Below are 25553 nucleotides of genomic sequence, written 5' to 3'. Positions count from 1 at the left end.
CACTGACTTGGACTCCGCCGGCGAGCGAACTGTTTACCCGCGCCTAGGGTGGAGGCATGCTGTTCGTGGTCATGGGGGTCACCGGGTCCGGCAAGTCGACGGTGGGCAGGGCGCTGGCCGACCGGTTGGGCGTGCCGTTCCGGGACGCCGACGACTTCCACACCGACGCCAACATCGCCAAGATGCGCTCCGGCACGCCGCTGACCGACGACGATCGGCTGCCGTGGCTGCGGTCGATCGGCGAGTGGCTGGCCGCGCACCGCGACAGCGGCGCCGTCGCCACGTCCTCGGCGCTGCGCCGCCGCTACCGCGACATCCTGCGGGAGCGGGCGCCGGACGCGTTCTTCGTGCACCTCGACGGCGATCCGAGGACCGCCCGGGTGCGGGTCGCCGGGCGGCCCGACCATTTCATGCCACCGTCGCTGGTGGACTCCCAGTACGCCGCGCTCGAACCGCTGGAGGCGGACGAGCGCGGCGTCGTGCTGGACATGACCTGGCACGTCGACGATCAGGTTGACGAGGCGGTCAGAACTTCTTCACCTGGTCGATGACCGTCAGCACGCTCAGCACGCCGAACAGCGCGAACGACCACACCAGCACCCCGACCCGGAAGCCGCGGATCCGGATCTCCGGCGGCAGGACCTTGCGGTTGAGCAGCAACAGCAGCGCCGAGTAGACGAACATCATCACGCCGCCGACCGAGGCGGAGATCACCAGCAGCACCAGCGGCTGGGCGAACCCGGCGACCATGATGACGCAGCCGACCAGCACCAGCACCCACACGATTCCGAAGTAGAGGGTGCTTTCGGTGGTGCGGGGCGCGTAGGAGGTTTTGATCACGTCGGCGACCAGCCGCGCCGAGTAGTCGACGATGCCCAGCGCGGCGGCGAACAACGCGAACGCGCCGACGATCCAGAAGAACGTGCCGAACCAGGCGCCGACGGTCTCGGCGAGCACGTTGCCCTCGATCTCCAGGAAACCGATGCCGTTGGGCAGGTCCTCGCGTCCGTACACAGTGGAGTAGGCGAGCAGCGAGGTGAACGTGATGGACAGGAACGTGATCAACACGAAGGTGTACAGCTGCTCACGGTTGGCGAAGCGCCACCACGCGCGCCAGTGCCCGAGGTTCTCCTCGGTCGGCTCGAAGATGAACCCGGTGCTCGGCGCGGCCTCCGGCTTGCCGGTGACCGGGCTGGTGATCCGGGGGACGTACCGTCCCATGCCGAAGCCCTTGTCCCGGATCCAGTTGCTCTGCACCAGGTTCTGCCCGCCGCCGGCACCGGCGAAGGCCAGCGCGCCGAGCAGCAGCGCGAACCCGAGCGGCTCGATCGGGATGTCTGCCTCGGTGATCACCTTCGGCACGTCGCTCCACGCCTGCGCCGAGATCGCCACGAACGCGCCGACGACCACCAGCACGATCACGGCGGCGACCTTGAGCATCTCGGCCCGTTCGAGGGCGACGTAGACCACCGGGGCGAGGGTGAGGATCAGGCCGATGGCGACCAGCATGCCCAGGGAGATCCACTTGACGTCGCCGCCCCACAGGTAGGTGACGAGGGTGGCGGAGGAGGAGGCCCAGCCGGGCCAGAGGTTGGCGAGCACGGTGAGGACGGCGAAGACCAGTCCCCAGTGTCGCCAGAAGCGGCTGAACCCGGTGAGGGCGGTCTCACCGGTGGCGAGGGTGTAGCGCTCGATCTCCATGTTGATGAAGAACTGGGTGGCCAGGCCGAGTAAGGCCGCCCACACGAAGACCAGTCCGACCTGCGAGGCGATGTAGGGAAAGAGGATGAACTCGCCGGAGGCCAACCCGACACCGGCGGCGATCACGCCAGGGCCGATGATTTTCCAGGTGCTGGCCGGGGCTTCGGGCAGGGGCCTGATCTCGGGTTTTGCCAGGTGTTTGGCGGGGAACCGGTCGATCACCGAAGACATGTGCGCTCACCTTCCCGTTCGGGTGAAACGATCTTTGGATCGTACCGAGCGGACGTGGGCTAGCGTTAACGTCGATGAAGACGATGATCGACTTTCACGAGGCACGGACGTTCGCCATCCCGCTGACCACCCGGTTCCGCGGCATCGACGTCCGCGAAGGCATGCTGATCGAGGGGCCGGCGGGGTGGGGCGAGTTCTCCCCGTTCCCCGAGTACGACGACCGCGAGTCGGCCAACTGGCTGACCTCGGCCATCGAGGCCTGCACCGTCGGCTGGCCCGACCCGGTACGCGGGCGTATTCCGATCAACGCGACCGTCCCCGCCGTCGGTCCGGAGGCGGCGCGCGAGATCGCCGCGACCTCGGGCTGCTCCACCGTCAAGGTGAAGGTAGCCGACCACCCGGAGTCGCTGGCCGAGGACCTGGCGCGGCTGGAAGCGGTCCGTGACGGTCTCGGCCCGTCCGGGGCCGTTCGCTGTGACGCCAACGGCGCGTGGGACGTCGACACGGCGGTGCGGGTGATCCCGGCGCTGGACCGGGCGGCCGGCGGGCTGGAGTACGTCGAGCAGCCGTGCGCGACGGTGGCGGAGTTGGCGACGGTGCGGCGGCGGGTGGACGTCCGGATCGCGGCCGACGAGTCGATCCGGCGGGCCGAGGACCCGTTGCGGGTGGCTGTCGCGGAGGCCGCCGACATCGCGGTGATCAAGGTGGCGCCGCTGGGCGGCGTTCGGCGGGCACTGCGGGTGGCGGAGGCCTGTGGGTTGCCGTGCGTGGTGTCCTCGGCGTTGGAGACGAGCGTGGGCCTTGCCGCGGGGTTGGCGCTGGCCGGCGCTCTGCCGTCGTTGGATTTCGCTTGCGGGTTGGGGACGTTGTCGTTGTTGGGTTCGGATGTCGTTGGGGGGGCTCGGTCCCTGGTTCCCGTCGACGGGTTCCTGCCGGTCTCCCCGGTGTCCCCTACGCCCGATCCCGGGTTGGTTCGGGCGTCGGAGCGGGAGGGGTGGTGGCGGGAGCGGCTCGACCGGCTGGTCGTTCAGGGTCGTGTTCTGGACTGACCGCACGATCACCGCAGGTCGGCGCGAGTCGGCATTCCTCCCTGCGCACCCCACCGCGTGGTCGACACCCCGGCGACCCGGACGGCCCACCCCGTGGCGTCCACAAGCGACTCGCCCCTGGCCAGCCCGTCGGCCAGCGCCCCGCAGAACGCGTCGCCCGCCCCGGTGGCGTCCACGGCCTCCACCGCCACCGCCGGGACGTGCTCCACCACGTCCCCCTGGACGACCACGGCCCCGTCGGCGCCCAACGTCACCACGACGGCCCTGTCCAACCCGCGAGCCAACGCCACGGCCTCGTCCACACTCACCGGTTCGGGCGCCCCGGCCAGGAAACCCAGCTCCGACCGGTTGGGCACCAACACGTCCACACCGGACAGCAACTCCCGCGACAGTCCGCGCGCCGGCGCCGGATTGAGAACCACCAGTCCCCCGGCGGCCCGGACGGTCGCCTCGACGACGTCCAGGGAGATCTCCAGCTGGACCAACGTCACCTCGGCCCCGGCCAACAGTCCCGCCGCCTCGGCGACGTCCTCGACGCCCAGACGCGCGTTCGCACCGGGACTGACGGCGATGGTGTTCTCCCCGCCGTCGGCGACCGTGATCAACGCGATCCCGCTCGGCGTGTCCGGCACACAGCCCAGCCACGTCAGGTCGACACCGGCGGCCGACAGCGCGGTGGTGATCGTCGGCGCCAGTTCGTCGTCACCGACGCGGCCGACGAACGCCACCTCGCTGCCCAAACGGGCCGCCGCGACCGACTGGTTGGCGCCCTTGCCGCCCGGGGTACGCAGATGGTCACCGCCGAGGACCGTCTCCCCGGCGGCGGGCAGAGCCGCCACCGGGATGACGAAGTCGACGTTGCACGAGCCGACGACAGCGATCATGTCGCCGACGACCTCGCCCACAGGTTGATCCCGCTGTCCACCGCGTACCGGTCGATCTCGGTCAGCTCCTCGGCGGACAGCGACAACGACGACAGCGTGTCCAGGTTGTCGTCCAGCTGACGGACACTGGACGCGCCGATCAGCGTCGAGGTCATCCTGGGGTCACGCAGCGTCCACGCCAACGCCAGCTGGGCCAGGGTCTGGCCGCGCCTGCCGGCGATCTCGTTCAACGCCCTGATCCGGCCCAGGTTCTCGTCGTTGAGCATGTCCTGGGACAGCGAACCCGGCCGGCTCGCGCGCGAACCCTCGGGAACGCCGTTGAGGTACCGGTCGGTCAGCATTCCCTGCGCCAGCGGGGAGAACCCGATACAGCCCACGCCCAGCTCGCCGAGCGTGTCCAGCAGGTCGGGCTCGATCCAGCGGTTGAGCATCGAGTACGACGGCTGGTGGATCAGCAGCGGCACCCCCTCGGCCGCCAGCAGGGCGTGCGCCTCGCGGGTCCGGTCCGGGGAGTACGACGAGATCCCCACGTACAGCGCCTTGCCGGACCGTACGGCCGACGCCAGCGCGCCCATCGTCTCCGCCAGCGGAGTGTCCGGGTCGTAGCGGTGGGAGTAGAAGATGTCGACGTGGTCCAGGCCCATCCTGGCCAGGCTCTGGTCAAGGCTGGCCAGCACGTACTTGCGCGAACCGCCGCCCTGACCGTACGGGCCAGGCCACATGTCGTAGCCGGCCTTCGTCGAGATGATCAGCTCGTCGCGGTACGGGCGGAAGTCCTGGGCCAGCAGCGTGCCGAAGTTCGACTCGGCCGAACCGTAGGGCGGGCCGTAGTTGTTGGCCAGGTCGAAGTGCGTCACGCCCCGGTCGAACGCCCGGCGCAGGATCGCCCGGCACTGCTCCAGCGGCACCTCGGTGCCGAAGTTCTGCCACAGACCCAGCGACACCTCCGGCAGCACCAGACCACTCGCACCGCTGCGCCGGTAGCCCATCCGCTCGTAGCGGTCCTGTTCGGCGACGTAGGTCATCGGCTCAGCCGTCCTGCAGGTCGGCCAGGGCCTGCTTGACCTTGGACAGCTCGGCCTCCAGCTCGGCCAGCCGCGCCTGGTGCTGCTCGCGCGCCGCGTCGAGCACCGACTCGATGGCCTTGGAAATGTCCTCGTGCAGCTCGGCGGCGGCCCGCGACACGGCCGCCGCCGGCACCGCGACGCCCTGCAACAGACGCGTGCCGGACTTGGTCAGCTCCGCCTGCCACTCACCGTCGAGGGTCCCGGTGACGGTGAGGGTCAGCTCGACCGTGCGGGTCTTGCGGGCCGTGCTGCCCGGCTTGCGACCGCGCTTCTTCGGTGCCTCGGCCGGGGACTGCGCCGAGTTCTCCGCCGGCTGCTCGACCTGCGCGTCGGTGGACTCGCTCGTTGGGGACGACACCCTCACACTCCTTCGATCACGACAACTCCCTGCGGTAGGCAACGGTAGCGGAACCGCCTGCGTCCACTACGGTGTGCCGTTCTGGGGAAGGAGTGTCACAGTGACTGTCACGGTGACTCGTTTCGCGGTGTCGTTACTGGTCGCGGGCCTGGTGGTGACCGGCTGCTCGGCAGGCGTGTCCGGCACCCCGGCGAGTCGCCAGGACACGACCGGGCCGTTCACCGCCCAGCGGGCCTTCGGTGACCCCCGCACCGTCGACCCGTGCAGCCTCACCGGGCCCTTCGCGTTCCAGGAGCACGGCCAGGCCCAGATGCCGGCCAAGGTCACCATGGACGAGTGCCATGTCACGGTGCTCGTCGGTGAGGAGAAGGTCACGGTCGAGCTGGGGCTGCTGCGCCACGTCGACACCCTGCCCAGCGGGCAGCGGGAGCTCCGGGCGCTGCCGGGCAACGCGGCGATCGTCGAGGTGCCGACCCAGGTCACCGGCAGTTGTGTGGTGGCGCTGCGGCTGGCCGACGACATCGCGGTGTCGGCGACCGCCGAGGCCGAACTGGTCGACACCGTGCCGTCGACGACCCTGTGCGCGCTGGCCCGCTCGGGCGCGGAGGGCATCGCCGAGGTGGCCCGCACCAACCGGGTGCGGCACTGGGAGCCGCCGCACAACTCGCTGGCCCGGCAGTCGGCGTGCGGGCTGCTGCCGGCCGACGACGTGGCGTCACTGCTGGGGATCACCGAGCGGGTGTCGCTGTACCCGGCCGAGCACCAGTGCCGGTGGGGCCGCTCGGGCGGGGCGAGTGCCACGGTCAAGGTCGACTTCCCGGTCGGCGCGGACGAGGGCGTCGCGGGGGTGCCGGGCGGCACGCCGGTGGAGGAGCTCGGCGGGCGGCCGACGTGGGTCTCGCAGGCCGGCACGGGCGACATCGACACCTGCACGCTGGTCACCCGGCACATCGCGTTCGCCCCGCAGCGCGGCGAGGTCGAGTTCGCCGCGCTGCGGGTGGCGGTGCCGACCAGCGAGGGCAAGGACCCGTGCGCGATCGGCCGCCAGCTCACCGACTACGCGTGGCCGCGCCTGCCGGCGGGCGACTGACGGCCACGACTGACAGCGGCGACGACCAGCCCGACGACCAGCGCGACGGCCAGGGCCGCCGCCACCAGGCCGGCGCTGACCCAGGCCGGGCCGAGGACCCCGCCGCCCAGGGCCGCCCCGGCCAGCAGCGGTCCGCCGACGGCGCCCAGGTTCAGCGCCGAGGTGGCGTAGGCACCGCCCATGGTCGGCGCGCCGGCCGCCTCGTGCAGCACCCGCGCGATCAGCGTGGCGCCCACGGCGAAGGACAACGCGCCCTGGGTGAACACCAGCACCAGCAACGCGGCCGGCTCGCCGGCCAGCAGGGCCAGCGCGACCCAGCCGAGCAGCGCCAGCGGCCCACCGACGCCCACGACCAGGCCGGGTCGCCGGTCGGCCAGCCGGCCGGCGACCGTGACCCCGGCGAAGGACCCGAGCCCGAACAGCACCAGGGTGACCGCGACCCACAGGCCGGCGAGCCCGGCGGCGCCGGTGACGATCGGGCCGAGGTAGGTGAACGTGGCGAAGGTGGCCGCGTTGACCAGCGCACCCAGCAGCATCACCACCGCGAGCCTCGGCCGCGCCAACCGCGACAGCTCGTCGCGCAGGCCGGGCGCGGCGGTCGCCGCCGGGCGCCGGAGACGGTCGCGGCCCAGCAGCGCGATGGCCGTCGGGACGCACAGCAGGGCCACGGTCCAGAACGTGGCGCGCCAGCCGAGCAGGGTGCCGACGACCGCGCCGCCGGGGACCCCGGCGACGGTCGCCAGCGTCGTCCCGGACAGCAGCACGGCCAGGGCGCGGCCGTGCCGGCCGGGCGCGACCAGGGTGGTCACGGTGGTGAGCGCGACCGCCAGGAAACCGGCGTTGGCCAGGGCCGCCAGGACGCGGGTGGCGAGCAGCACCGGGAAGGTCGTGGCGAGCGCGCCGACGACGTGGGTGGCGGCGAAGGCCAGCAGGAACGCGAGCAGCGTGGCGCGGGGCGGCCAGCGGCGGGCCAGCGCGGCGGTGACCGGCGCACCGAGCACCATGCCGGCGGCGAACGCCGAGGTGAGCAGGCCGGCGGCGCCCAGCGAGACGTCGAGGGTGGCGGCGATGTCCGGCAGCAGGCCGGCAAGCATGAACTCCGAGGTGCCCATGGCGAACACGGCCAGGGCGAGCAGGTACAGGACTGTAGGCATGGCGGGGCTCCGAGGTGGGCAGACGAGCAGAACGGCGTCTGGTCACCACGGTCAGCGGCGCTGGAAGGTCAGGGGCTGACGGTTCAGGGACTGACGGTGGGACCGGCAGCCCGCGCCCTGGATGCCTCGGGGCTCGACATGTCCGCCACGCTACCCAGGCGGCACAACCGAATTAGTCCCGGCGGCCGGTCACCGCGATGCTCGCGCCCAGGCCGATCATCATCAGGCCGCCGGTGCCGCCGACGAGCTCCAGCCGACGCGGCGAGTGGGCGAACCAGGTGCGGGCGGTGGCCGCCGCGTAGGCCCAGACGCTGTCCAGCAGCAGGGCGATCACCGGGAACAGCGTGCCGAGGACCAGCATCTGCAACGGCACGGCGCCCGCGGCCGGGTCGGTGAACTGGGGCAGCGCCACCACGAAGAACACGATCGTCTTCGGGTTGAGCAGGCCGACGACGAACCCGTCGCGCAGCGAACGGCGGGAGGAGAACTCCGGCGTCCCGCCCAGCGCCTCGGTGATCCGGCGGCGGTGCCGGATCGCCTGGACCCCCAGGTAGCCCAGGTACAGCGCGCCGGCGAACTTCACCACGGTGAACACCGCGGCCGACCGTTCGACGACCGCGCCGACGCCCACCGCGACCGCGATCACCTGCACGTAGCAGCCGGCGGCGTTGCCGGCGACGGTCAGCAGCGCGGCGCGCCGCCCGACGCTCAGCGCCCGGCCGATGGTGAACAGCACGCTCGGGCCGGGGACCAGTACCAGCAGGACGGTCAGCGCGGCGAATCCGAGAACCTGGGTCAACGACATCACGGCACGCAGGTTAGGCCGCCGCCGGGGACAGCTCCTCCGATTTTCCGGCGCGCACCAGCGAGCCGAGCACCACCACGACGATCGCCGCGACCCCGCTGAACGCGATCGCCCGTTCCACCAGGCCCAGCGGCACGAACGTCCACCACGGTCCGCCGCCGGCCGCCATGCGCACCGCGCCGATCACGATCAGGCCGAAGAACCCCAGTGACAGCGCGCCGAGGCCCTGGGCGGCGGCCCGCCAGCCCGGCGCGGTGGCGAACACCGCCCTGGCGATGACCAGGACCGCGATCGGCAGCGAGACGAACGCCACGACGCTGGCGTAGCGGTGGATCGTGCCGCCCAGCGACGGGCCGACCGACCAGTCGGTCTTGGTGAAGTACACCAGCACCAGCAGGCTGACCACCCACAGCGAGCCGAACAGCGTCCCGGCCGAGCGCGCCCGCACGGCGCGGGCGCGGACCAGGGCGTGCAGGGCCAGCGCCGAGCCGAGCGCGACCAGCAGCACGGCGATGTCGAAGGCCCACTTGCCGGGGCCGAGCGCGTACTGGCTCAGGGTGCTCCGGATCGGGTTGACCTCGTTGGTCGGCGGGACAACGTGCAGGGCGAGCATCAGCGTGACACCGAGCAGCAGCGCGGCGAGACTCGCCGTCGTGACGGCTCTGGCCTGGGGCATGCCGATGACGTTAGCGACCGAACATATGAGGAACGTAAGACAAATCAGGCACCGCGGAGGTTCATCAGCGCCTCGAAGCCGTCCATGAGCCGGTCCAGGCCGAAGACGAAGTCGTCGTCGAGGTCGTCGCCCTGGCCGGGGGTGAACGAGTGGGCGTCCAGGACCTCGTAGAGCGCGGGGAAGTGTTCGCGGTCGGCGACCGAGCGCAGGGCACGCTCGTAGTCCTGCATCAGCTCACGGTCGTTGGTGCCGTACTCCGGGTCGAGCTGCGCGCCGAGCATCGCCCAGGCGCGGGTGAAGCTGGACAGGGTCAGGCACGCGGAGAGCTTGTCCTGGGGGGTGAGCGGGGTGCCGGCCATGCACCGCAGCCCCTGTTCGAGGAAGGCGATGGTGTGTGGGGTGACCGGCGGGCCGTGAATGGGGACCTGCAGCGACCAGGGGTTGTTGCCGTAGGCGTTGAGTTCGGCCCAGGCCCAGCGCTTGAGCTCCACCCGCCAGCCGCCGTCGCCGGCGGTGAACGCGACCTCACCGATGGCCAGGTCGCCCATCAGGGCGAGCAGTTCGTCCTTGGAGGCGACGTAGCGGTAGAGGGCCATGGCCGAGGTGCCGACCTCCTTGGCGACCCGGCTCATCGACACCGCGCCGAGGCCGTCGGCGGCGGCGAGCCGCACCGCGGCGGCGACGATCTGTTCCAGGCTCAGGCCGCGCCGGGGGCCCTTGGTCGGCCGTTCGCGTACGCCCCACGCCATCTCGAAGCTCGCCGGCAGCTCGCCGCCGCCGGTGTCCTCACCCATGGACCCTGACCTCCAACCCTGAACTCGACCTCAGGGATTTCCCCTGATGTACTGTTTACGACGTACTCAGTAGAGTTTATCTCGTAAACAGAAGCTCGACCAGGGGGTTCCCTCATGCCTGAACAACCAGCGATCGAGGCTACCGGCCTCGAGAAGGCCTACGGCGAGGTACGGGTCCTGCGCGGGGTCGACCTCCAGGTCGCCCGCGGCAGCGTCTTCTCGCTGCTGGGCCCCAACGGCGCCGGCAAGACCACCACCGTGCGCATCCTCACCACCCTGCTGCCGGCCGACGCCGGCCGCGCGCTCGTCGCCGGGTACGACGTGCGCGAGCAGCGCTCGCTGGTGCGCCGCAGCATCAGCCTCACCGGCCAGGACACCGCCATCGACGAACTACAGACCGGCGAGGAGAACCTGCGCATGATGGGCCGGCTGTGCCGGCTGCCACGCCGCCGGGCCGCCGCGCGCGCCACCGAACTGCTCGACCAGTTCGACCTGACCGAATCCGGCTCCCGGCGCGTCGGCACCTACTCCGGCGGCATGCGCCGGCGCCTGGACCTGGCCGCGAGCCTCATCGTGCGCCCCGAGGTCCTCTTCCTCGACGAACCCACCACCGGCCTCGACCCGCGCAGCCGCCAGCAGGTCTGGGAGGTCGTCACCGACCTCACCCGCTCCGGCGTGACGATCTTCCTCACCACCCAGTACCTGGAGGAGGCCGACCGCCTCGCCGACCAGATCGCCGTCGTCGACGGTGGCCGGATCGTCGCCCAGGGCACCGCCGCCCAGCTCAAGCAGCAGGTCGCCGGCCACCGCCTTGACCTGGTCGCCGCCGACCGCCGGGCCTTCGACGCGCTCACCGGCCACCTCGGCGCCCGCGTCGTCGCACCGGTGCCCGAGCGGCTGACCTTCTCGGTCGCCACCGACGGCACCGCCAACCACGTCCGAGCCGTGCTCGACGAGATCGACCCCGCCCGCCGCGCGGTCGCCCGGTTCACCGTGCACAGCGCCACCCTCGACGACGTGTTCCTCGCCCTCACCGGGCACACCACCACCCAGCAGGAGAAGGAGACCGCCGGTGTCTGACACAGCGCTTCGCCCCACGTCGCTGCTCGGCGACGCCTCGGTCATGCTCGGCCGCTCGGTTCGGCTCTCGGTGCGCAACATGGACGCGCTGTTCACCGCGCTGTTCCTGCCGGTGATGCTGATGCTGCTGTTCGTGTACCTGTTCGGCGGGGCGATCAACACCGGCACCGAGTACGTCACCTACGTGGTGCCCGGCGTGCTCATCCTGTGTGCCGGCTTCGGCTCGTCGCTCACGGCGGTCGGGGTGTCCCAGGACATGAACGGCGGCATCATGGACCGCTTCCGGTCCATGGACATCAAGGGCGCCTCGGTGCTCACCGGGCACGTGATCTCCAGCATGGCCCGCAACCTGCTGTCCACGGTGCTGGTGCTCGCCGTCGCGTTCCTGATCGGCTTCCGCCCGGAGGCCAATCCGTTGCAGGTGCTCGGCGCGATCGGCATCCTGCTGCTGTTCGTGCTGGCGTTCTCCTGGATCTCGGCGGCCATCGGCGTGGTGAGCCGCTCGGTCGAGGCGGCCAACGGCTTCGGCTTCTTCGTCCTGTTCCTGCCCTACCCCAGCAGCGCGTTCGTGCCGATCGAGACGATGCCGACGTGGATCCACGGCTTCGCCGAGCACCAGCCGATGACCCCGGTGATCGAGACGATGCGCGCGCTGCTGCTCGACCAGCCGCTGGGCAACAGCGCCTGGCTCGCCCTGGCGTGGTGCGGCGGGCTCCTGGTCGCCGGCGTGCTGGCCGCCACCTTCGCCTACCGCCGCCGCGTCTCCTGACCGGTGCGCGTGAGCGCGCCCTCCGCCCGCGCGGCGGAGGGCGCGCTCTACGAATCCAGGGTGAGCACGGCCGGGGCCTGGTCGGCGAACACCAGCAGCCGGTCCTGCGCCCAGGACAGCCGGCGGCCGTCCGAGGCGCCGTAGGACGTCTCGGCCCTGCGCAGCTCCCTGGCCTGGCCGCCGGGCTCGTCGACGACCATCAGCCGGTCGGGGAACTCGACGTAGGCCAGGGCGTGCCCCTCGGGCGACCAGGTGGGGAAGCCGGCCTGGTCCGAGATCGGCACCGGGTCGCCGCCGCCCTCGGCCGGGACCACCCGGGCGTGCCCACCCTCCGGCCGCCCGGCGGTCCCGTAGTGGCGCAGCGAGTCGGCCAGCAGCCACTGGCCGTCCGGGGAGAACGACAGCAGCATCCAGTCCTGGCCGTCCTTGGCCTCGAACACCCGCTCCGGCTCGCCACCGGTCACGTCGCCCAGGTACAGGTCGGCCTCCTCCAGCCCGCAGCTCCACGCCACCCGCGTGTCCGACCAGGCCAGCCCGATCAGCTTGGTCGTCGCGCAGTCGACCTCGCGCAGCGTCGACACGTCACCGCCGTCGGCCGGCACGCTCACCAGCTCGACCGACTCCCCCTTGGCCCGCCCCCGGACGAAGCGGATCGTGTCCCCGTCGGACGACCAGGACGGCAGCAGGTCGATCAGCGCGTCGTCGTTGTCGCCGGAGAAGTCGTACCGGTCCTGGCCGTCGTCGGTGAGGTTGCGCAGGTCCCCGGACTCCACCTCGAACACCCACAGGTCCGGCTCGTGGGCCAGGCGCCAGAAGTCGTTGGTGAACGCCACCTTGCTGCCGTCGGGCGACCACACGGCGTTGAGCAGGTCCGGGGCGACGTCGTCGTCCTCGACGCACCACCGGCCGTCCCCGGACACCTCGCGCACGCACGGCTCCCGGTTGGTCTCCAGCACCCGGGTCCCGTCGGGCGAGAGCCGGCCGGCGACCGGGGGATCCAGGGTCGTGGAGTCGGTCACCCGCAGACTGTCCACATCGGGACCGCTCCCGGAACAGCCGGCGACGAACAGGCCGGCGACGATCAGACACACCAGACGCGACATCGGCCCATGCTGTCAGGTTCAGTCCTCGATCGTGAGCAGAATTCGCTTCTTGCCGGCGTGGACCAGCAGTTTTCCCGTCCCCCAGCTCAGCCGCACACCGTCGGGACCCTCGGCCTCGTCCGCGGTGTAGAGGGTGCGCGGCTCGCCCCGCGGCCCGTCGACGATCCGCAGCGTGCCCGGGTGCTGGACGTAGGCCAGTGTGTGGTCGGCGCCCGGGACCCAGGTCGGGAAGCCGATCCGGCCGTCGGCCGCTGGCCGCGCCCGGCCGCCGTCGACCGGGATGACCTGCGGGGTCCCGTTCCACAGGGCGAAGGTGGTGGCGTACATCGAGTCGGCCAGCAGCCACCGGCCGTCCGGGGAGAACGACAGCATCCGCCGGTCCTCGGTGGACCCGATCGCCAGCACCGGCCGGTCCCTGGTCGTGTCGGCGTGCTCGCCGAGCCAGACCATCGCGTCGTCGGCACAGTTCCAGGCGACGCGGTCGGCCGACCAGACCAGTGCCCGCAGCGCGGTGAACCGGCACGGGATGGCGCGCAGCATCTGCGGCTGCCCACCGTCGGCCGGGATCGACAGCAGGGCCATGAACGCCGACCCGTCGCCGGCGCGGGCGAACCGGATCGACTCGCCGTCGGGCGACCAGGACGCGAACGCGTCGTAGCTCAGGCCCTGCGGCGGGTTCTCCGGATCGATGCGGTCGACGCCGTCGTCGGTCAGGTTGGTCAACGCACCGGTCCGCACGTCGAAGACCCACACGTCGGCCTCGTGGTAGCCCCACACGTTGTCGGTGAAGGCGAGCCGGGTGCCGTCGGGCGACCAGGAGGCGAACCGGCCGTCGGTGAGCACCCGCTGCCCGTCGACGCACCGCTCGCCGGAACCGTCCAGCCCGGACACACAGACCTGGCCGTCCATCCGCAACAGCCGGGTGCCGTCCGGGGACAACCGGACCAGGCCCAGGGCCTCCTCGCCGTCGGCCTCACCGATCGTGGCCACGTCGGCGACCCGGGGGCCGGGCACCTCGGGGCCGCGCCGGGAGACACAGCCGGTGGCGAGCAGGACGACGAGCAGGGCGGTGAACCAACGCTTCGTTCTCAGCGCGACCTCACTTCGAGCGTGCCGCCGTGACGCACGTCGGCCCGAACCTCCGATCCCCGACTCGACGGGACGAGATCATAGGCCACCGGGCGACCGTCGAAGGTCACGCTCACGGGTGCGGTACCGGCCGGCAGGACCGCGCCCACGGTCAGCTCCGCGCGCACCCGGTGCGTGCCGACGTCCACCCGCAGCCGGTCGCCGTGCCGGCGCACCGCGACGTCGACCGAACCGGCGCCGACGCGGATGTTGTGCCCGGCGATCCGGTCGCGGTCCTCGGCCAGCTGCGGGACCACCGCGAGCCGGCCGTTGCCCAGGTCCGGCGCGACACCGAGGTGCTGGTGCACCACCGGCCACAGCACGCCGTAGGAACCCCACGCCTGCAACGACATCGACCGGTCGTGGAACGGGCGGTCGATGTTGGCCACGAAGTCCGGCGACGGCGCGACCTCGGGCATCGCCCCCGGGGTTTCCCACACCGACGGGTCGAGCTGGATCCGCGCGTTGCCGGTGGTGTAGGTCCGCTGTGGACCGAGCCGGCCGAAGTTGCCCTCCGCCACGGCCATCACCGCGGTGTTCAGCGAGTAGGTCGACCGTTCGCCGCGCACGGTCGACACCACGCCGTCGCAGGACGGGCCGGGGTTGCCCTCCGGAGCGGAGGTCGGGCCGGAACCGGTGTGGTACAGGCCGAACTCGCCCGTGTAGCAGTCCTTCTCCCGCTGCGCCAACGCCGTGGTGCCGTGGGCCGGGTCGGCCAGCGGGGTGCCGCCGGGCAGCTCGATCTCCATCGGCGACACGCCCGTCCAGTGCCGCTGGAACACCGGGCGGTTGTCGTTGGCCGGGTCGGCCGGGTCGTCGATGGACTCGGCGTAGGCGTTCGCGTCGGCGTTCGTACCGCCGCCGGCCCACCAGGTCCGCTCGAACCGCGTCCGCAGGTCCTCGGCGCGCCCGGCGGCCCAGTCCCGCGTGGCCCGGTCGCCCTTGCTGGCCGCCAGGTCGGCCAGGTCGAGCAGGCCGCGCACGAGGTAGGCGGTGCTGTCCAGCTTCTCCTCGCCCATGCCGGCGCGCTCGACGTTGCCCAGGCCCTCCGGCCAGCCGTCGCCGTCAGCATCCAGGTGCTCGTCGACGTAACGCAGGTTGCGCACGGCGAAGTCGTAGAGGTCGTCGCGGAAACGGTCGTCGCCGGTCCAGCGCCACACCAGGGCGACCGCGCTGGGGAACTTCACCGTCTCGTCGGTGTTCCCCGCGTCGTCGTTGGCTCCGAAGTAGACGTCGCCGGTGGACACGATCTCGTGGACGAGCTTGCCACTGCCCTCGTTGACGATCTCGGACACGTCGCGCAACGCGCGCAGGTGGTCCTTGATCGGCTCGAACTGGCCGGCGGCGACCGCGGCGAACGCCGTGTACTCGCCGTCGGTGCCGAAGATCCACGGGTAGTCGGGGAACCCTGCGCCCAACCAGCGGGCCCCGTCCAGGGTGCCGGCGGCGGGCGGGAACGCCCTGCCCTCGTCGGTGTCGCGCAGCCGCAGGCCGGCGGCGTACTGCACCGAGTCGGCCAGGTTCTGCTTGCTCCACTCCACACTGCGCGCCAGCAGCGCGTCGCCCGGCAGGTCCACGACCGTGGTGGCCGCCAGTGCCTGGCGGCCCGCCACCACCGACCGCAGGGCCGCCGCCGGGTCGCGGGAGGCCTTCGCGTACTCGGCGCTCGCGGCACCCGGGCCGGCGTCGGAGCCGGCGACGGTGAACCACACGGTGGTGGCCTTCCCCGGCCGCAGCGCGATCTCGTAGTCCAGCCGCCCGCCGGTGCCCTTGCCGAACGCCGAGTCGTCGCAGCGCGGCGGCGCGTCGCCCTCGGCCGGGCAGACCACGGCCGGGTCCTGCGGACCACGGTGGCCCTGCCCGAGCGCGTGCCCGACGGGGCTGGCCGACGAGCCGACCAGCGCCGCGTAGTCGTGCGCGCCGGTTCCCGGGGAGGTGCCGCGCTCACGGAAGGCCAGCCGGCCCTGGTCGTAGGCACCGGTGTCGGGGAGGTTGACCTCGGCGGCGCCGGGGGTGGTCCAGCCCCACGGGTAGGCCGGCATCAGCTCGGAGTGCGCGTCCAGCGCGAGGTCCACCGTGCGGTGCCGGTCGCTGCGCAGGGTCAGGCCGATGACGGTGGCCCGGGTGCCCTCGGGCACGAAGTCCAGGCGGTCGACGGAAAGGCCGCCGGAGGTGCCGTAGTCGAAGCGGTGGTAGCCCCAGCCGGTGGTGTAGCGCGTGGCCGGGCGCCGCGCACCCAGCCACGCGCCGTCGACGGCGAACCAGATGCCGTCGAGCAGTTTCACCGGCGGGGACCACACCCCACCCATCTCGCCCCGGATGTGCCAGCCGCTGGCCGGGTACAGGCCGTTGGCATCGCCCAGGGCGATGGCCCGCTCGCCGGTGACCAGCGCCCGCCGGTCACCGAGCCGGGCCGTCTCGGACAGCTCCACCGGTGCCCTCCCGGCCAGCGCACCACCACCCACGACGTCCACAATGGACTGTTCGGCCCCGGCGACGGGTGCGCCCAGGACGGTCGAGGTGGTGGCCAGCACGGCCAGGACGACAACGGCTCGGCTCCCGCGCACGTTACTTGACGCCTCCCGCGGTCAGGCCGGCGATGATCCGGCGCTGGAAGATCAGCACCACGATCACCAGCGGCACGGTGACGATCACGCCCGCCGCCATCTTGGTGCCGAACGGGCTGTCGTAGCCGGTGATGCCGGTGAACTGGGAGATCGCGACCGTCGCGGTCTTCATCTCCCGGTCGGTCACCATCGCCAGCGCGATCGCGAACTCGTTCCACGCCGCGATGAACGTGATGATCGCGGTGGTGAACATGCCCGGCGCGGCCAGCGGCAGGATCACCTTGCGGAACGCCTGCCCCCGGGTGAGGCCGTCCACCATGGCCGCCTCCTCCAGCTCCTTGGGCATCTGCCGGAAGAACGTCGCCAGCGTCCACACCGCCAACGGCAGCGCGAAGGACAGGCTCGGCAGGATCATCGCCTGGTAGCTGTTGATCCAGCCGATCTCGGTGAACAGCTTCAGCAGCGGCACGATCAGCGAGATCACCGGGAACATCGAGGTGGCGATGATGATGCCGGCCACGAAGTTCTTGAACCGGAAGTTCAGCCGCGCCAGCGTGTAGGCGGCGAACGTGCCGACCACCAGCGTGAGCAGCGTCGTGATCCCGGCGACGATCACACTGTTGAGCAGCGACCGGCCGAACCCGACGTCCGGACCGAACACACCCTTGAAGTTCTCCAGCGAGATCGGGCTCGGGAAGAACGAGTTGTCGGCCTGGTCGTTGGGCCGGCGCAGCGCCGAGACCACCATCCAGTAGAACGGCGCCAGACAGTAGATGACGATGATGATGATGCCGACGTTGAGCAACCATCGCCGCCCGCGCGGCGCACCGGAACCGGTACTCATGCCGCCACCACCTCCCGCTGGCGCTTCTTCGCTTCCTTGGTCCGCACCCGTGCCTCACCGATCAGGTCGGCGCCCAGCAGCTTGACGAACGCGTACGCGGCGAGCGCCACGTAGACGAACAGCATCGTGGCGTAGGCCGCCGCCGGTCCGTATCTGGTCTGGCCGGCCTCCTCGAAGGCCAGCATCGACAGTGTCTCCACCGACTGTTTCCGTGGACCGATCAGCACGTAGGGCAGGTCGAAGATCCGCAGGACGTCCATCACGCGGAACAGGATCGCCACCATCAGTGCCGGGCGGACCAGCGGCAACGTGATCCGCCAGAACTGGAGCCAACCGCTGGCCCCGTCCACCCTGGCCGCCTCGTAGACGTCGTTGGGGATGACCTGAAGACCCGCGAGGGTCAGCAGGCCGACGAACGGCGCGGTCTTCCACACGTCGGCGATCAGCACCGCGATCTTGGCCTGGAAGCCCTCGGTGGTCCACAGGATCTGGGTGTTGAGCAGTTCGTTCGCCACGCCGTCCGCCTGGAAGATCCACTGCCAGAGGACGGCGGACATCGCCGTGGGCACCGCCCACGGCACCAGGATGCTGGCCCGGACGAAACCCCGGCCGCGCAGCGCGTGGTGCATCACCAGCGCCATCGCCACGCCGAGCACCGTCGCGAAGGTCACGCCGACGACGGTGAAGAAGGTGGTGTTGAAGAAGGCGTTCCAGAACCGGTCGGCGGTGTCGCCCTGGAACATCTGGGCGAAGTTCTCGACGCCGACGAAGTTGTCACCCTCGACGACGAAACCGTTCTCGTCGAGGCCTTCCTCCTTGCGGTACAGCGACTCACGCAACGATGCGATGAGCGGGTAGAGCACGATCAGGCCGAGGACCAGGAACGTTGGCGAGAGCAGCCACGCGGCGAGGCGGCCGTGGCGCTGCGGGCTGGTGGTCGCGTCACCGCCCTGGGTCGGCGGCAGAGCAGGCGCTGTCACGAGATCTCCCTGTCGTACTTCAGCGAGGGGTGCCCGGCCGGGCGGCGCGTAGGGGGCGCGCCACCCGACCGGCACGTCAGCCCTACTCCGCCGTCAGCTTCTCCAGCTCCGACTGCAGGGTCTCCAGCGCCTCGTCGGTGGACTTCTCACCGGTGATGGCACCGTAGGCGGCCTCCTGCATGGCGGCCGTCACGTCGCCGTACTTGACCACGCGGGGGCGCGGCACGGCGTTCTCGATGGACGCGAGCAGGGTCGGCAGGTAGGGGAACTTCGTGATCAGTTCCTGCTCCTCGTAGAGCGCCGTGCGGGTCGGGGCCTGCGAGGTGGCGAGCAGGTTGGACCGCTGGGCGTCCTCCGAGGCGAAGTACTTGATGAAGTCCAGCGCGGTGGCCTTGTTCTTCGCGAACGAGGAGATGGCGAAGTTGTGCCCACCGAGGGTGGACACACCGGGGCCGTCCTTGCCGGGCAGCGGGGCGACACCGAACTTGTTGGCGACCTTCGACGAGCCGTCGGTGGCGTTGGCCAGCGCGTACTGGTAGGGCCACTGGCGGTGGAAGACCAGCTGGCCCTCCTGGAACGCCCGGCGGCCCTCCTCCTCCTTGTAGGTGATGGCGGCCTCGGGGATCTGGCCGTTCTTCTTCGCCTCGACCAGGAAGTTCAGGCCGTCCTTGGCCTCCTGGGAGGTGACGGTCGGCTTGCCGCTGTCGTCGACGATGCTGCCGCCGGCCGACTGCACGGCCTCGGAGAAGTTGACCGTCAGGCCCTCGTACTTGTCGAACTGGCCGGCGTAGCAGCCGATGTTCTTGTTCGCCGGGGCGGCCTTGACCTTGTCACACGCGGCGGTCAGCTCGGCCCAGGTCTTGGGGGCCTCGGTGACGCCGGCCGCGTCGAGCAGGTCCTTGCGGTAGAACAGCAGGCCGCCGTCGGAGTACACCGGCATCGCGTACATCTTGTCGCGGTACTTGCCGGTCTCGACGGCCGGCGCGAGGAACTGGTCGAGCTCGAACTCGCCCTGGGGCAGCTCGGTGATCCACCGGTTCGCGGCGAACTCGGCGGTCCAGATGACGTCCAGGTTGAGCACCGCGAACTCGTCGGACTCGGTCTGCGCGTTCTGGATCATCCGGTTGCGCTGGTCGTCGGCCGACTCGGGCAGCTCGGTGATCGTCACCTTCTCGTCGGGGTGGTCGGCGTTCCACTCGTCGACCAGCTTCTGCATGTTCCCGGAGGTGTCCTTGCCGGTCGCGAACGTGATGGGTCCGCGGCCCTCCAGCGCGGTCGAGCCACCGCCGCCACCTCCGCCGCCCCCGGCGTCACCGCCGTCGTCACCGCACGCGGTCAACACCAGCGCCGCGACGGCAAGCAGGGCAGCAGTGCGCACCCTTGCTCCAGCAATCATTTCTGTTACTCCTGTCAATCCGTGACTGACTGCACCGCACCTGATTCGCTTCCGGGCCCACCTGCGCCTGGAACAGGTGCTCAGTCAAGGGCTTCCCGAATGCGCACGCGAAGAGATCGCGGCGCGAACCGCCACCGGGCGAACGTCCGCCGTCTGGTGACGGGTCCACCGTTGAGTCATCCTCGACTCCATCCACGCCGGTCCTTTTCGGACCCGCTCGCCTTGGGCTGCACAACCGGTGGCACAGGTGGCCGACTTGATCGGTTAATGGCGGACAAGCCTGGACCAGCACAAGGTTTGAAGTCAACCCCCGGACGGCCGTATTCGATCACACCCCGGCAACAACGGCACCGGCCGACCGTTCTGGTGTCAGCAAACCGGCGTTGGTTGCTGTTCGGCAACGAAAAGGCGCCGTGCGCGGTTCACGACCGTTCACCTCGGGAAATAGCGTTACCCGGCTGTCCGGTCGCTGCCAACCGGGGCCCTTCCCGGCAGCGTGAACCGGGCGATCGAGCGTTGCTGGAGGCTGCCCAGATACACCCTTCCCGAACTCTCCCGAACCCCGGTCACCATGTGGTAATCGGGCCGGGTGCCGTGGAAGTCGTGCACCGTGCGCCCGGTCACGCCGTCCACCGCACGCACCCACACCACCCGCTTCTCCTTGACCCGCAACGGCTCCGGCAGCGCCCACGCGGCCTTGCGCAGCACCGGGTGCAGCCGGCTGACCAGGTCGAGCACCGCCAGCCGGGGGCTGGCCACGGCGATCCACAGCAGACCGTCCGAGCCGGTGGAGATGTTGTCCGGGAAGCCGGGCAGCCCGTCGACGAGCACCTCGGCCACGCCCTGCCGCTCGCCGGTCAGCGGCACCCGGTCCAGCCGGTAGGCCCCGGTCTGCGCGACGACCACGGCCGACTCGTCCGGCGCGAGCGCCACCCCGTTGGCGAAGTGCAGCCCGTCGAGCACGGTGTCCACCGTGCCGTCGGGGTCGCGGCGCAGCAGCCGGCCCGTCCCCCGGTGTTCTAGCAGGTCGGCCTGCCAGTGCTCCAGGTCGAACCGGCTGGTGGAATCGGTGAAGTAGACCGTGCCGTCGGCGGCGACCGCGGCGTTGTTGCACACCCGCAGGCCGGGGCCGCGCTCGACGAGCACCTCGATCCCGCCGCTGACCCGGTCGACCAGCAGCAGCCCGCGCGCTGCGTCGCAGACCAGCAGCCGGCCGTCCGGGTAGCGCTCGATGCCCAGCGGCCGGCCGCCGGTGTCGGCGATGATGTCCAGCCGCCGGCCGTCGGGGGTCAGCCGCAGCACGCGGCCGTCCTCGACCCCGGTGAACAGGTGTCCCTTGTCGACCAGGACGTCCTCCGGGCCCAGCCCGTTGACGTGCAGGACCTCCAGGTCCGGCAGGCTGTTCCTGGCCGGCCGGGCGGACCTGGGTGTCCTGGGCGGGCGCCAGGTGACCGGGTCGATGCTGGGACGTCGCATCAGCCCTGCCTACTCCACCACCGGCCGGCCGGCAACTACCGGTAGGTCAGCAGGTCCCGGTGGCGGCCCTCGAAGTGCCCGTGCTCGTTGTAGGACAGCAGGTTCAGCCCGGAACGACCGCTGACCAGCTTGGTGATCGAGGCGTTGGCCATGGTGCGGTTGAGCGCGAGGAACCCGGCCGGCGGCAGGCCGAGCAGCCGCGCGCACACCGCGCTGATCACCCCGGCCGAGGTGAACACCAGCGCCGCGCCACCCGTGGGCAGCCCGTCGACGGCCTCACCGACGGCCGCCAGCGCACCGCTGCTGAATCGTTCCCAGGTGCCGGTACCGGCCGGGCCGTCGCCGGCCAGCCACCGCGACAGGGCGTCGTCGAGGGCGGCCTGGAACCGGCGTGCCGACGCGGCGACGTCGGACGGGTCGGTCAGCTGGCCCTCCGGCACCAGCCCGAGGTGGTCGTACTCGTTCCACCGCTCGTCGCGGCGAACCTCCAGGTCGGCGCCGGCGGCCGGCAGGCAGGTGGTGGCGGTGGCGACCTGGCGGCGCAGGGTGCCCGACCAGACCGAGGCCACCCGCACCTCCCGGCGGCGCAGTTCCTCGCCGAGGACCTTGGCCTGGAGCTCACCGGTCGCCGACAGCACGTCGTAGTCGGCCGAGCCGAAGCTGGCCTGGCCGTGGCGCAGCAGGTAGACGACGGCCACCTCAGCGGCCGATCGCCGCGCGGCAGCGCTGGTGGAGGTAGTCGACGAACCGGCCGAAGTGCTGGAAGGCCGGGTTGTGGGTCTGGCCGGCGCGGTAGCGGTAGTAGATCTGCTGCATGATCACCGCCAGCCGGAACTGGCCGAAGACCTCGTAGAAGGTCCAGTTCGCCGTGGACAGGCCCATCCGCGAGCAGTAGTGGTCGACCAGTTCGGCTCTGGTCGGCATGCCGGGCAGGTGCGACGGCTGGCGGCGCAGCAGCTGCGCGGTCTCGTCGTCGTCACCCTGGACCCAGTAGGCCACGCTGCCGGCCAGGTCCATCAGCGGGTCCCCGAGAGTGGCCATCTCCCAGTCCAGCACCCCAACGACGTCCAATGTGGACGAACCGTCGAGCACCACGTTGTCGAACCGGAAGTCGTTGTGGATCACGCAGATCCGCACGTCGTCCGGCCGGTTGGCGGCCAGCCAGGCCATCACCTCCGAGCAGTCCGGCGAGTCGTCGGTGCGGGCCAGGGTGTAGCGGTCGTTCCAGCCAAGCACCTGACGCTCGACGTAGCCCGCGCCCTTGCCGAGGTCGGTCAGGCCGGCGACCTCCGGGTCGACCTCGTGCAGCTCGATCAGCCGGTCGAACACCCGGAAGGCCAGCTCACGGGCCCGCTCGGGCGCCAGCGTCAGCCCGTCGGGCAGGTCCCCGCGCAGGATGATGCCCTCCAGGCGCTCCATGACGTAGAAGTCCGAGCCGAGCACGGCCAGGTCCTCACACAGCGCCAGCACGTTCGGCACGTACGGGTACACCGGCCGCAGCTGGCGCTGGACCCGGTACTCGCGCCGCATGTCGTGCGCCGAGCGCGCCTTGTGCCCGGCCGGCGGACGGCGCAGGATCAGCTCCCGGCCGGTGCCGGCGAAGCGCAGCAGGTAGGTGAGGTTCGACGCGCCACCGGGGTACTGGCGAACCTCGGTCAACTCCCCCAGACCGTCCACAGTGGAACCCAGCCAGGCGGCGACGGCGACGGTGTCGAACGCGTCCTCGTCCCGGACAACCCCAGGCTGGTCAGTCAGACCACTCACGACGCCCCCTCGCAGGCTCGGTGACGCCGCTCGCGGTCGCCCTGTGCTGAATGGTTCGCTCCGCAAGCTCCGCTCACGACGACTTCCCGGGCAGGTAGCCAGCCAGCTCCTGGCGGGCGACCAGGTTCAGGTGCACCTCGTCCGGGCCGTCGGCCAGCCGCAGCGACCGGGCGCCGGAGTAGGCGGCGGCCAACGGGAAGTCCTCGGACAGGCCGGCCGCGCCGTGCAGCTGGATGGCCATGTCGATCACGTCCAGAGCCATCGCCGGCACCGCGACCTTGATCTGCGAGACCTCGCTGCGCGCCCCCGCCAGCCCCTGGGTGTCCAGCAGCCACGCGGTGTGCAGCACCAGCAGCCGCGCCTGGTTGATGGCGATCCTGGCCCGCGCGATCCGCTCCCGGTTCCCGCCAAGGTTGGCCAGCGGCTTGCCGAACGCGACCCGCTCGCTCGCCCGCGTGCACGCCAGTTCCAGCGCCCGCTCGGCCAGCCCGATCAGCCGCATGCAGTGGTGGATGCGCCCCGGCCCCAACCGGCCCTGGGCGATCTCGAACCCGCGCCCCGGCCCGGCGATCACCGCCGAGAGCGGCAGCCGCACATCCGTGAAGCTGACCTCGCCGTGCCCGAACGGCTCGTCCTGGTGGCCGAACACCGACAGCATCCGCTCCACCCGCACGCCCGGCGCGTCCATCGGCACCAGCACCATCGAGTGCTGCTGGTAGCGGTGCGCCTCCGGGTCGGTCAGACCCATGAAGATCACGAACGCGCACTGCGGGTGGCCGACACCGGTACTCCACCACTTCCGTCCGTTGAGGACGATCTGGTCCCCGTCGACGGTGGCCGTGGCCGCCATGTTGGTGGCGTCCGAGGACGCCACGGCCGGCTCGGTCATGCAGAACGCCGAGCGGATCTCCCCACGCAGCAACGGTTCCAGCCACTGCCGCTGCTGGTCCTGGCTGCCGTACCTGACCAGCACCTCGGCGTTGCCGGTGTCCGGGGCGTTGCAGTTGAACACCACCGGCGCGATCGCCGAACGGCCCATCAGCTCGGCCAGCGGCGCGTACTCCACATTGGACAGACCGGCGCCGCCGTGCTCCCGCTCGGGCAGGAACAGGTTCCACAGGCCCTGGGAGCGGGCCTTGTCCTTGAGCTCGTCGATGACCGGCAACACCACCCAGGGATCACCGCTGTCCCGCAACGCTCGGTGGTAGTCGGCCTCGACGGGCTCGATCCGCGCGCTGATGAAGTCGCCGACACGCGCCAGGTAGTCGGCCGCCGTGGCCGAGTGCGAGAAGTCCACCCCAGCACACTAGGCCACCACAGCCCCGGTGCGAGCCCCCAACAGGACCCAGCTCACCATCACCGGACCCAGAACTGGGCTGCGCGCACAAGGCCCCCGCACCACGCCAGCGGTGCGGGGGCCTCGCGCAGGGGTGCTTACTCGCCCACGTAGAGCAGGAGGTTGGGCGTGTCACCGGTGGGGTCGGTGATCTTGTCCGGCGACGCGGCCTCGACCAGGCCGGCCGACACGTCCGCCGGGGTGGCGTCCGGGTTGGCCTCCAGGTAGAGCGCCGCCGCGCCCGCCACGTGCGGCGAGGCCATCGACGTGCCGCTGATGGTGTCGGTGCCGCCGTCGTTCCAGGACGAGGTGATGTCCACGCCCGGCGCGTACAGGTCGACCAGCGAGCCGAAGTTGGAGAAGTAGGCCTGCGCGTCGCCGTCGTCGGAGGCGGCGACGGTGATCGCGTCCTCGACCCTGGCCGGCGAGAAGCCCGACGCGTCGGCCGAGGAGTTGCCGGCCGCCACGGCGAAGGTGATGCCGGCGTCGATGGCGCCCTGGGTCGCGGCGTCCAGGACGTCGTCGACCGGGCCACCGAGGCTCATGTTGGCCACCGACGGACCCTCGGCGTTCTGCGCCACCCAGTCGATGCCCGCCGCGACCTGCGCGGTCGTGCCGGAGCCGTTGTCGTCGAGCACCCGGACGGCGACGATGTCGGCACCCTTGGCCACGCCGTACTCGGCGCCGCCGACCGTGCCGGCGACGTGCGTGCCGTGACCGTGGCCGTCGGCCGGGTCGTCGTCACCGTCGATGGCGTCGAAGCCGCCGGTAGCCCGGCCCTCGAAGGTCGGGTGGTCGATCATCACGCCGGTGTCGATGACGTAGGCGGTGACGCCCGCGCCGGTGGTGGCGTAGGTGTAGGACTCGTCCAGCGGCAGGTCACGCTGGTCGATGCGGTCCAGGCCCCACGACGGCGGGTTCTCCTGGGTGTCGCTGATGGTGAACCGCTGGTTCTGCTGGACGTAGGCCACCGAGTCGTCCGCGGCCAACCGCTTGGCCTCCTCGGCCGACGCGGCGACCGCGAACCCCTGCAGGGCGGTGGTGTAGGTGAACTCGACCTGGGCGCCGTACTCGGCGGCCAGGGTGGTGGCCTGACTGGACACCGTGGTCCTCAGCTCGTCCTTGAGCACCACGATGTAGCTGTCGGCCACGGCGGCTTCGGTGTCCGCCAGCCTGATCGTGCCTTCCTGTGCCTGCGCGGGAATCGCGACGACGGTGGTGACGACCACCGCCGCTGCCGCGAGCCCCACACCGGCGATGAGCCGGCCCCGACGATTGCGCGTCATGACGTTGCTGCCCTT

General features: G+C 71.3%; 24 protein-coding genes. 5 read left to right on the top strand and 19 right to left on the bottom strand.

The window, feature by feature from the left end; genetic code table 11:
- Positions 1-56: 56 nt before the first annotated feature.
- Positions 57-551 (top strand): gluconokinase, encoded by a 495-nt coding sequence (locus BLA60_RS11930; RefSeq protein WP_075132871.1) that lies wholly within the window; start codon positions 57-59, stop codon positions 549-551.
- Here BLA60_RS11930 and BLA60_RS11925 read toward each other — a convergent pair.
- On the bottom strand, positions 526-1932 hold the full coding sequence (locus BLA60_RS11925) for an Nramp family divalent metal transporter (protein WP_075132870.1): 1407 nt from the start codon (positions 1930-1932) through the stop codon (positions 526-528). The genes BLA60_RS11930 and BLA60_RS11925 overlap by 26 nt on opposite strands.
- 74 nt (positions 1933-2006) lie before the next feature.
- Between BLA60_RS11925 and BLA60_RS11920 the strand changes: the two genes are divergently transcribed.
- Positions 2007-2981: an o-succinylbenzoate synthase gene (locus BLA60_RS11920; RefSeq protein WP_075132869.1), complete on the top strand. Its 975-nt coding sequence runs from the start codon at positions 2007-2009 to the stop codon at positions 2979-2981.
- Between the two features lie 8 nt (positions 2982-2989).
- Here the strand turns inward: BLA60_RS11920 and BLA60_RS11915 are convergent, their stop codons facing one another.
- Genes BLA60_RS11915 through BLA60_RS11905 form a run of 3 tightly spaced genes read right to left on the bottom strand, consistent with a single transcriptional unit; the run spans position 2990 to position 5290 of the window.
- A complete protein-coding gene (locus tag BLA60_RS11915) occupies positions 2990-3865 on the bottom strand; it encodes a ribokinase (protein ID WP_075133009.1) in 876 nt (291 codons plus the stop codon).
- A complete protein-coding gene (gene mgrA / locus BLA60_RS11910; RefSeq protein WP_075132868.1) occupies positions 3862-4890 on the bottom strand; it encodes an L-glyceraldehyde 3-phosphate reductase in 1029 nt (342 codons plus the stop codon). Before mgrA ends, BLA60_RS11915 begins: the two co-directional genes overlap by 4 nt.
- A gap of 4 nt (positions 4891-4894) precedes the next feature.
- Positions 4895-5290, bottom strand: coding sequence for a DUF6319 family protein (locus tag BLA60_RS11905; protein ID WP_342744728.1), 396 nt, complete (start codon positions 5288-5290; stop codon positions 4895-4897).
- 100 nt (positions 5291-5390) lie between these two features.
- On the opposite strand from BLA60_RS11905, the gene BLA60_RS11900 reads away from it, so the two are divergent.
- Positions 5391-6380, top strand: a complete 990-nt coding sequence (locus BLA60_RS11900) for a hypothetical protein (protein WP_154814286.1) — start codon at positions 5391-5393, stop codon at positions 6378-6380.
- On the opposite strand, the gene BLA60_RS11895 is transcribed toward BLA60_RS11900, so the two are convergent.
- The 4 genes from BLA60_RS11895 to BLA60_RS11880 all read right to left on the bottom strand — a co-directional run bounded on the left by BLA60_RS11895 (position 6347) and on the right by BLA60_RS11880 (position 9809).
- Positions 6347-7534: a Cmx/CmrA family chloramphenicol efflux MFS transporter gene (locus BLA60_RS11895; protein WP_075132865.1), complete on the bottom strand. Its 1188-nt coding sequence runs from the start codon at positions 7532-7534 to the stop codon at positions 6347-6349. The two genes, BLA60_RS11900 and BLA60_RS11895, sit on opposite strands and share 34 nt — an antisense overlap.
- A gap of 172 nt (positions 7535-7706) precedes the next feature.
- Positions 7707-8339, bottom strand: coding sequence for a LysE family translocator (locus BLA60_RS11890; RefSeq protein ID WP_425427054.1), 633 nt, complete (start codon positions 8337-8339; stop codon positions 7707-7709).
- Positions 8340-8352: 13 nt separating this feature from the next.
- The gene (locus tag BLA60_RS11885) at positions 8353-9015 is read right to left on the bottom strand and encodes a DUF998 domain-containing protein (RefSeq protein WP_075132863.1); all 663 of its coding nucleotides are present in this window, start codon (positions 9013-9015) and stop codon (positions 8353-8355) included.
- A 44-nt stretch (positions 9016-9059) separates the two neighbouring features.
- Positions 9060-9809: a TetR/AcrR family transcriptional regulator gene (locus BLA60_RS11880; RefSeq protein WP_075132862.1), complete on the bottom strand. Its 750-nt coding sequence runs from the start codon at positions 9807-9809 to the stop codon at positions 9060-9062.
- A 114-nt stretch (positions 9810-9923) separates the two neighbouring features.
- On the opposite strand from BLA60_RS11880, the gene BLA60_RS11875 reads away from it, so the two are divergent.
- The gene (locus BLA60_RS11875; protein ID WP_075132861.1) at positions 9924-10889 is read left to right on the top strand and encodes an ATP-binding cassette domain-containing protein; all 966 of its coding nucleotides are present in this window, start codon (positions 9924-9926) and stop codon (positions 10887-10889) included.
- Positions 10882-11658 carry an ABC transporter permease gene (locus tag BLA60_RS11870; RefSeq protein ID WP_245811943.1) on the top strand — a complete coding sequence of 259 codons (777 nt, stop codon included), beginning with the start codon at positions 10882-10884 and terminating at the stop codon, positions 11656-11658. Before BLA60_RS11875 ends, BLA60_RS11870 begins: the two co-directional genes overlap by 8 nt.
- Positions 11659-11705: 47 nt before the next feature.
- On the opposite strand, the gene BLA60_RS11865 is transcribed toward BLA60_RS11870, so the two are convergent.
- The 11 genes from BLA60_RS11865 to BLA60_RS11815 all read right to left on the bottom strand — a co-directional run bounded on the left by BLA60_RS11865 (position 11706) and on the right by BLA60_RS11815 (position 25538).
- Positions 11706-12761, bottom strand: a complete 1056-nt coding sequence (locus BLA60_RS11865) for a TolB family protein (RefSeq protein ID WP_075132860.1) — start codon at positions 12759-12761, stop codon at positions 11706-11708.
- A gap of 18 nt (positions 12762-12779) precedes the next feature.
- Positions 12780-13751: a TolB family protein gene (locus tag BLA60_RS11860; protein ID WP_154814285.1), complete on the bottom strand. Its 972-nt coding sequence runs from the start codon at positions 13749-13751 to the stop codon at positions 12780-12782.
- Positions 13752-13849: 98 nt separating this feature from the next.
- Complete coding sequence (locus BLA60_RS11855) at positions 13850-16456, bottom strand: glucosidase family protein (protein WP_211288694.1); 2607 nt, start codon at positions 16454-16456, stop codon at positions 13850-13852.
- A gap of 1 nt (position 16457) precedes the next feature.
- Positions 16458-17300, bottom strand: coding sequence for a carbohydrate ABC transporter permease (locus BLA60_RS11850; protein WP_075132858.1), 843 nt, complete (start codon positions 17298-17300; stop codon positions 16458-16460).
- On the bottom strand, positions 17297-18280 hold the full coding sequence (locus BLA60_RS11845) for a carbohydrate ABC transporter permease (RefSeq protein ID WP_245811942.1): 984 nt from the start codon (positions 18278-18280) through the stop codon (positions 17297-17299). Before BLA60_RS11845 ends, BLA60_RS11850 begins: the two co-directional genes overlap by 4 nt.
- A gap of 82 nt (positions 18281-18362) precedes the next feature.
- The gene (locus tag BLA60_RS11840; RefSeq protein WP_245811941.1) at positions 18363-19658 is read right to left on the bottom strand and encodes an ABC transporter substrate-binding protein; all 1296 of its coding nucleotides are present in this window, start codon (positions 19656-19658) and stop codon (positions 18363-18365) included.
- Positions 19659-20126: 468 nt separating this feature from the next.
- On the bottom strand, positions 20127-21152 hold the full coding sequence (locus BLA60_RS11835; RefSeq protein ID WP_084734851.1) for an SMP-30/gluconolactonase/LRE family protein: 1026 nt from the start codon (positions 21150-21152) through the stop codon (positions 20127-20129).
- Between the two features lie 35 nt (positions 21153-21187).
- Positions 21188-21850: a histidine phosphatase family protein gene (locus BLA60_RS11830; protein ID WP_075132856.1), complete on the bottom strand. Its 663-nt coding sequence runs from the start codon at positions 21848-21850 to the stop codon at positions 21188-21190.
- A 1-nt stretch (position 21851) separates the two neighbouring features.
- The gene (locus BLA60_RS11825) at positions 21852-22916 is read right to left on the bottom strand and encodes a phosphotransferase family protein (protein WP_075132855.1); all 1065 of its coding nucleotides are present in this window, start codon (positions 22914-22916) and stop codon (positions 21852-21854) included.
- Positions 22917-22989: 73 nt separating this feature from the next.
- Positions 22990-24213, bottom strand: a complete 1224-nt coding sequence (locus BLA60_RS11820; protein ID WP_075132854.1) for an acyl-CoA dehydrogenase family protein — start codon at positions 24211-24213, stop codon at positions 22990-22992.
- A gap of 137 nt (positions 24214-24350) precedes the next feature.
- Positions 24351-25538: a S8 family peptidase gene (locus tag BLA60_RS11815; RefSeq protein WP_075132853.1), complete on the bottom strand. Its 1188-nt coding sequence runs from the start codon at positions 25536-25538 to the stop codon at positions 24351-24353.
- Positions 25539-25553: the final 15 nt, after the last annotated feature.

This window comes from Actinophytocola xinjiangensis (assembly GCF_001921215.1).
GTDB lineage: Bacteria > Actinomycetota > Actinomycetes > Mycobacteriales > Pseudonocardiaceae > Actinophytocola > Actinophytocola xinjiangensis.
The sequence above is the reverse complement of the archived record's forward strand: the minus strand, read 5'-3'. Positions and strand labels throughout refer to the sequence as shown.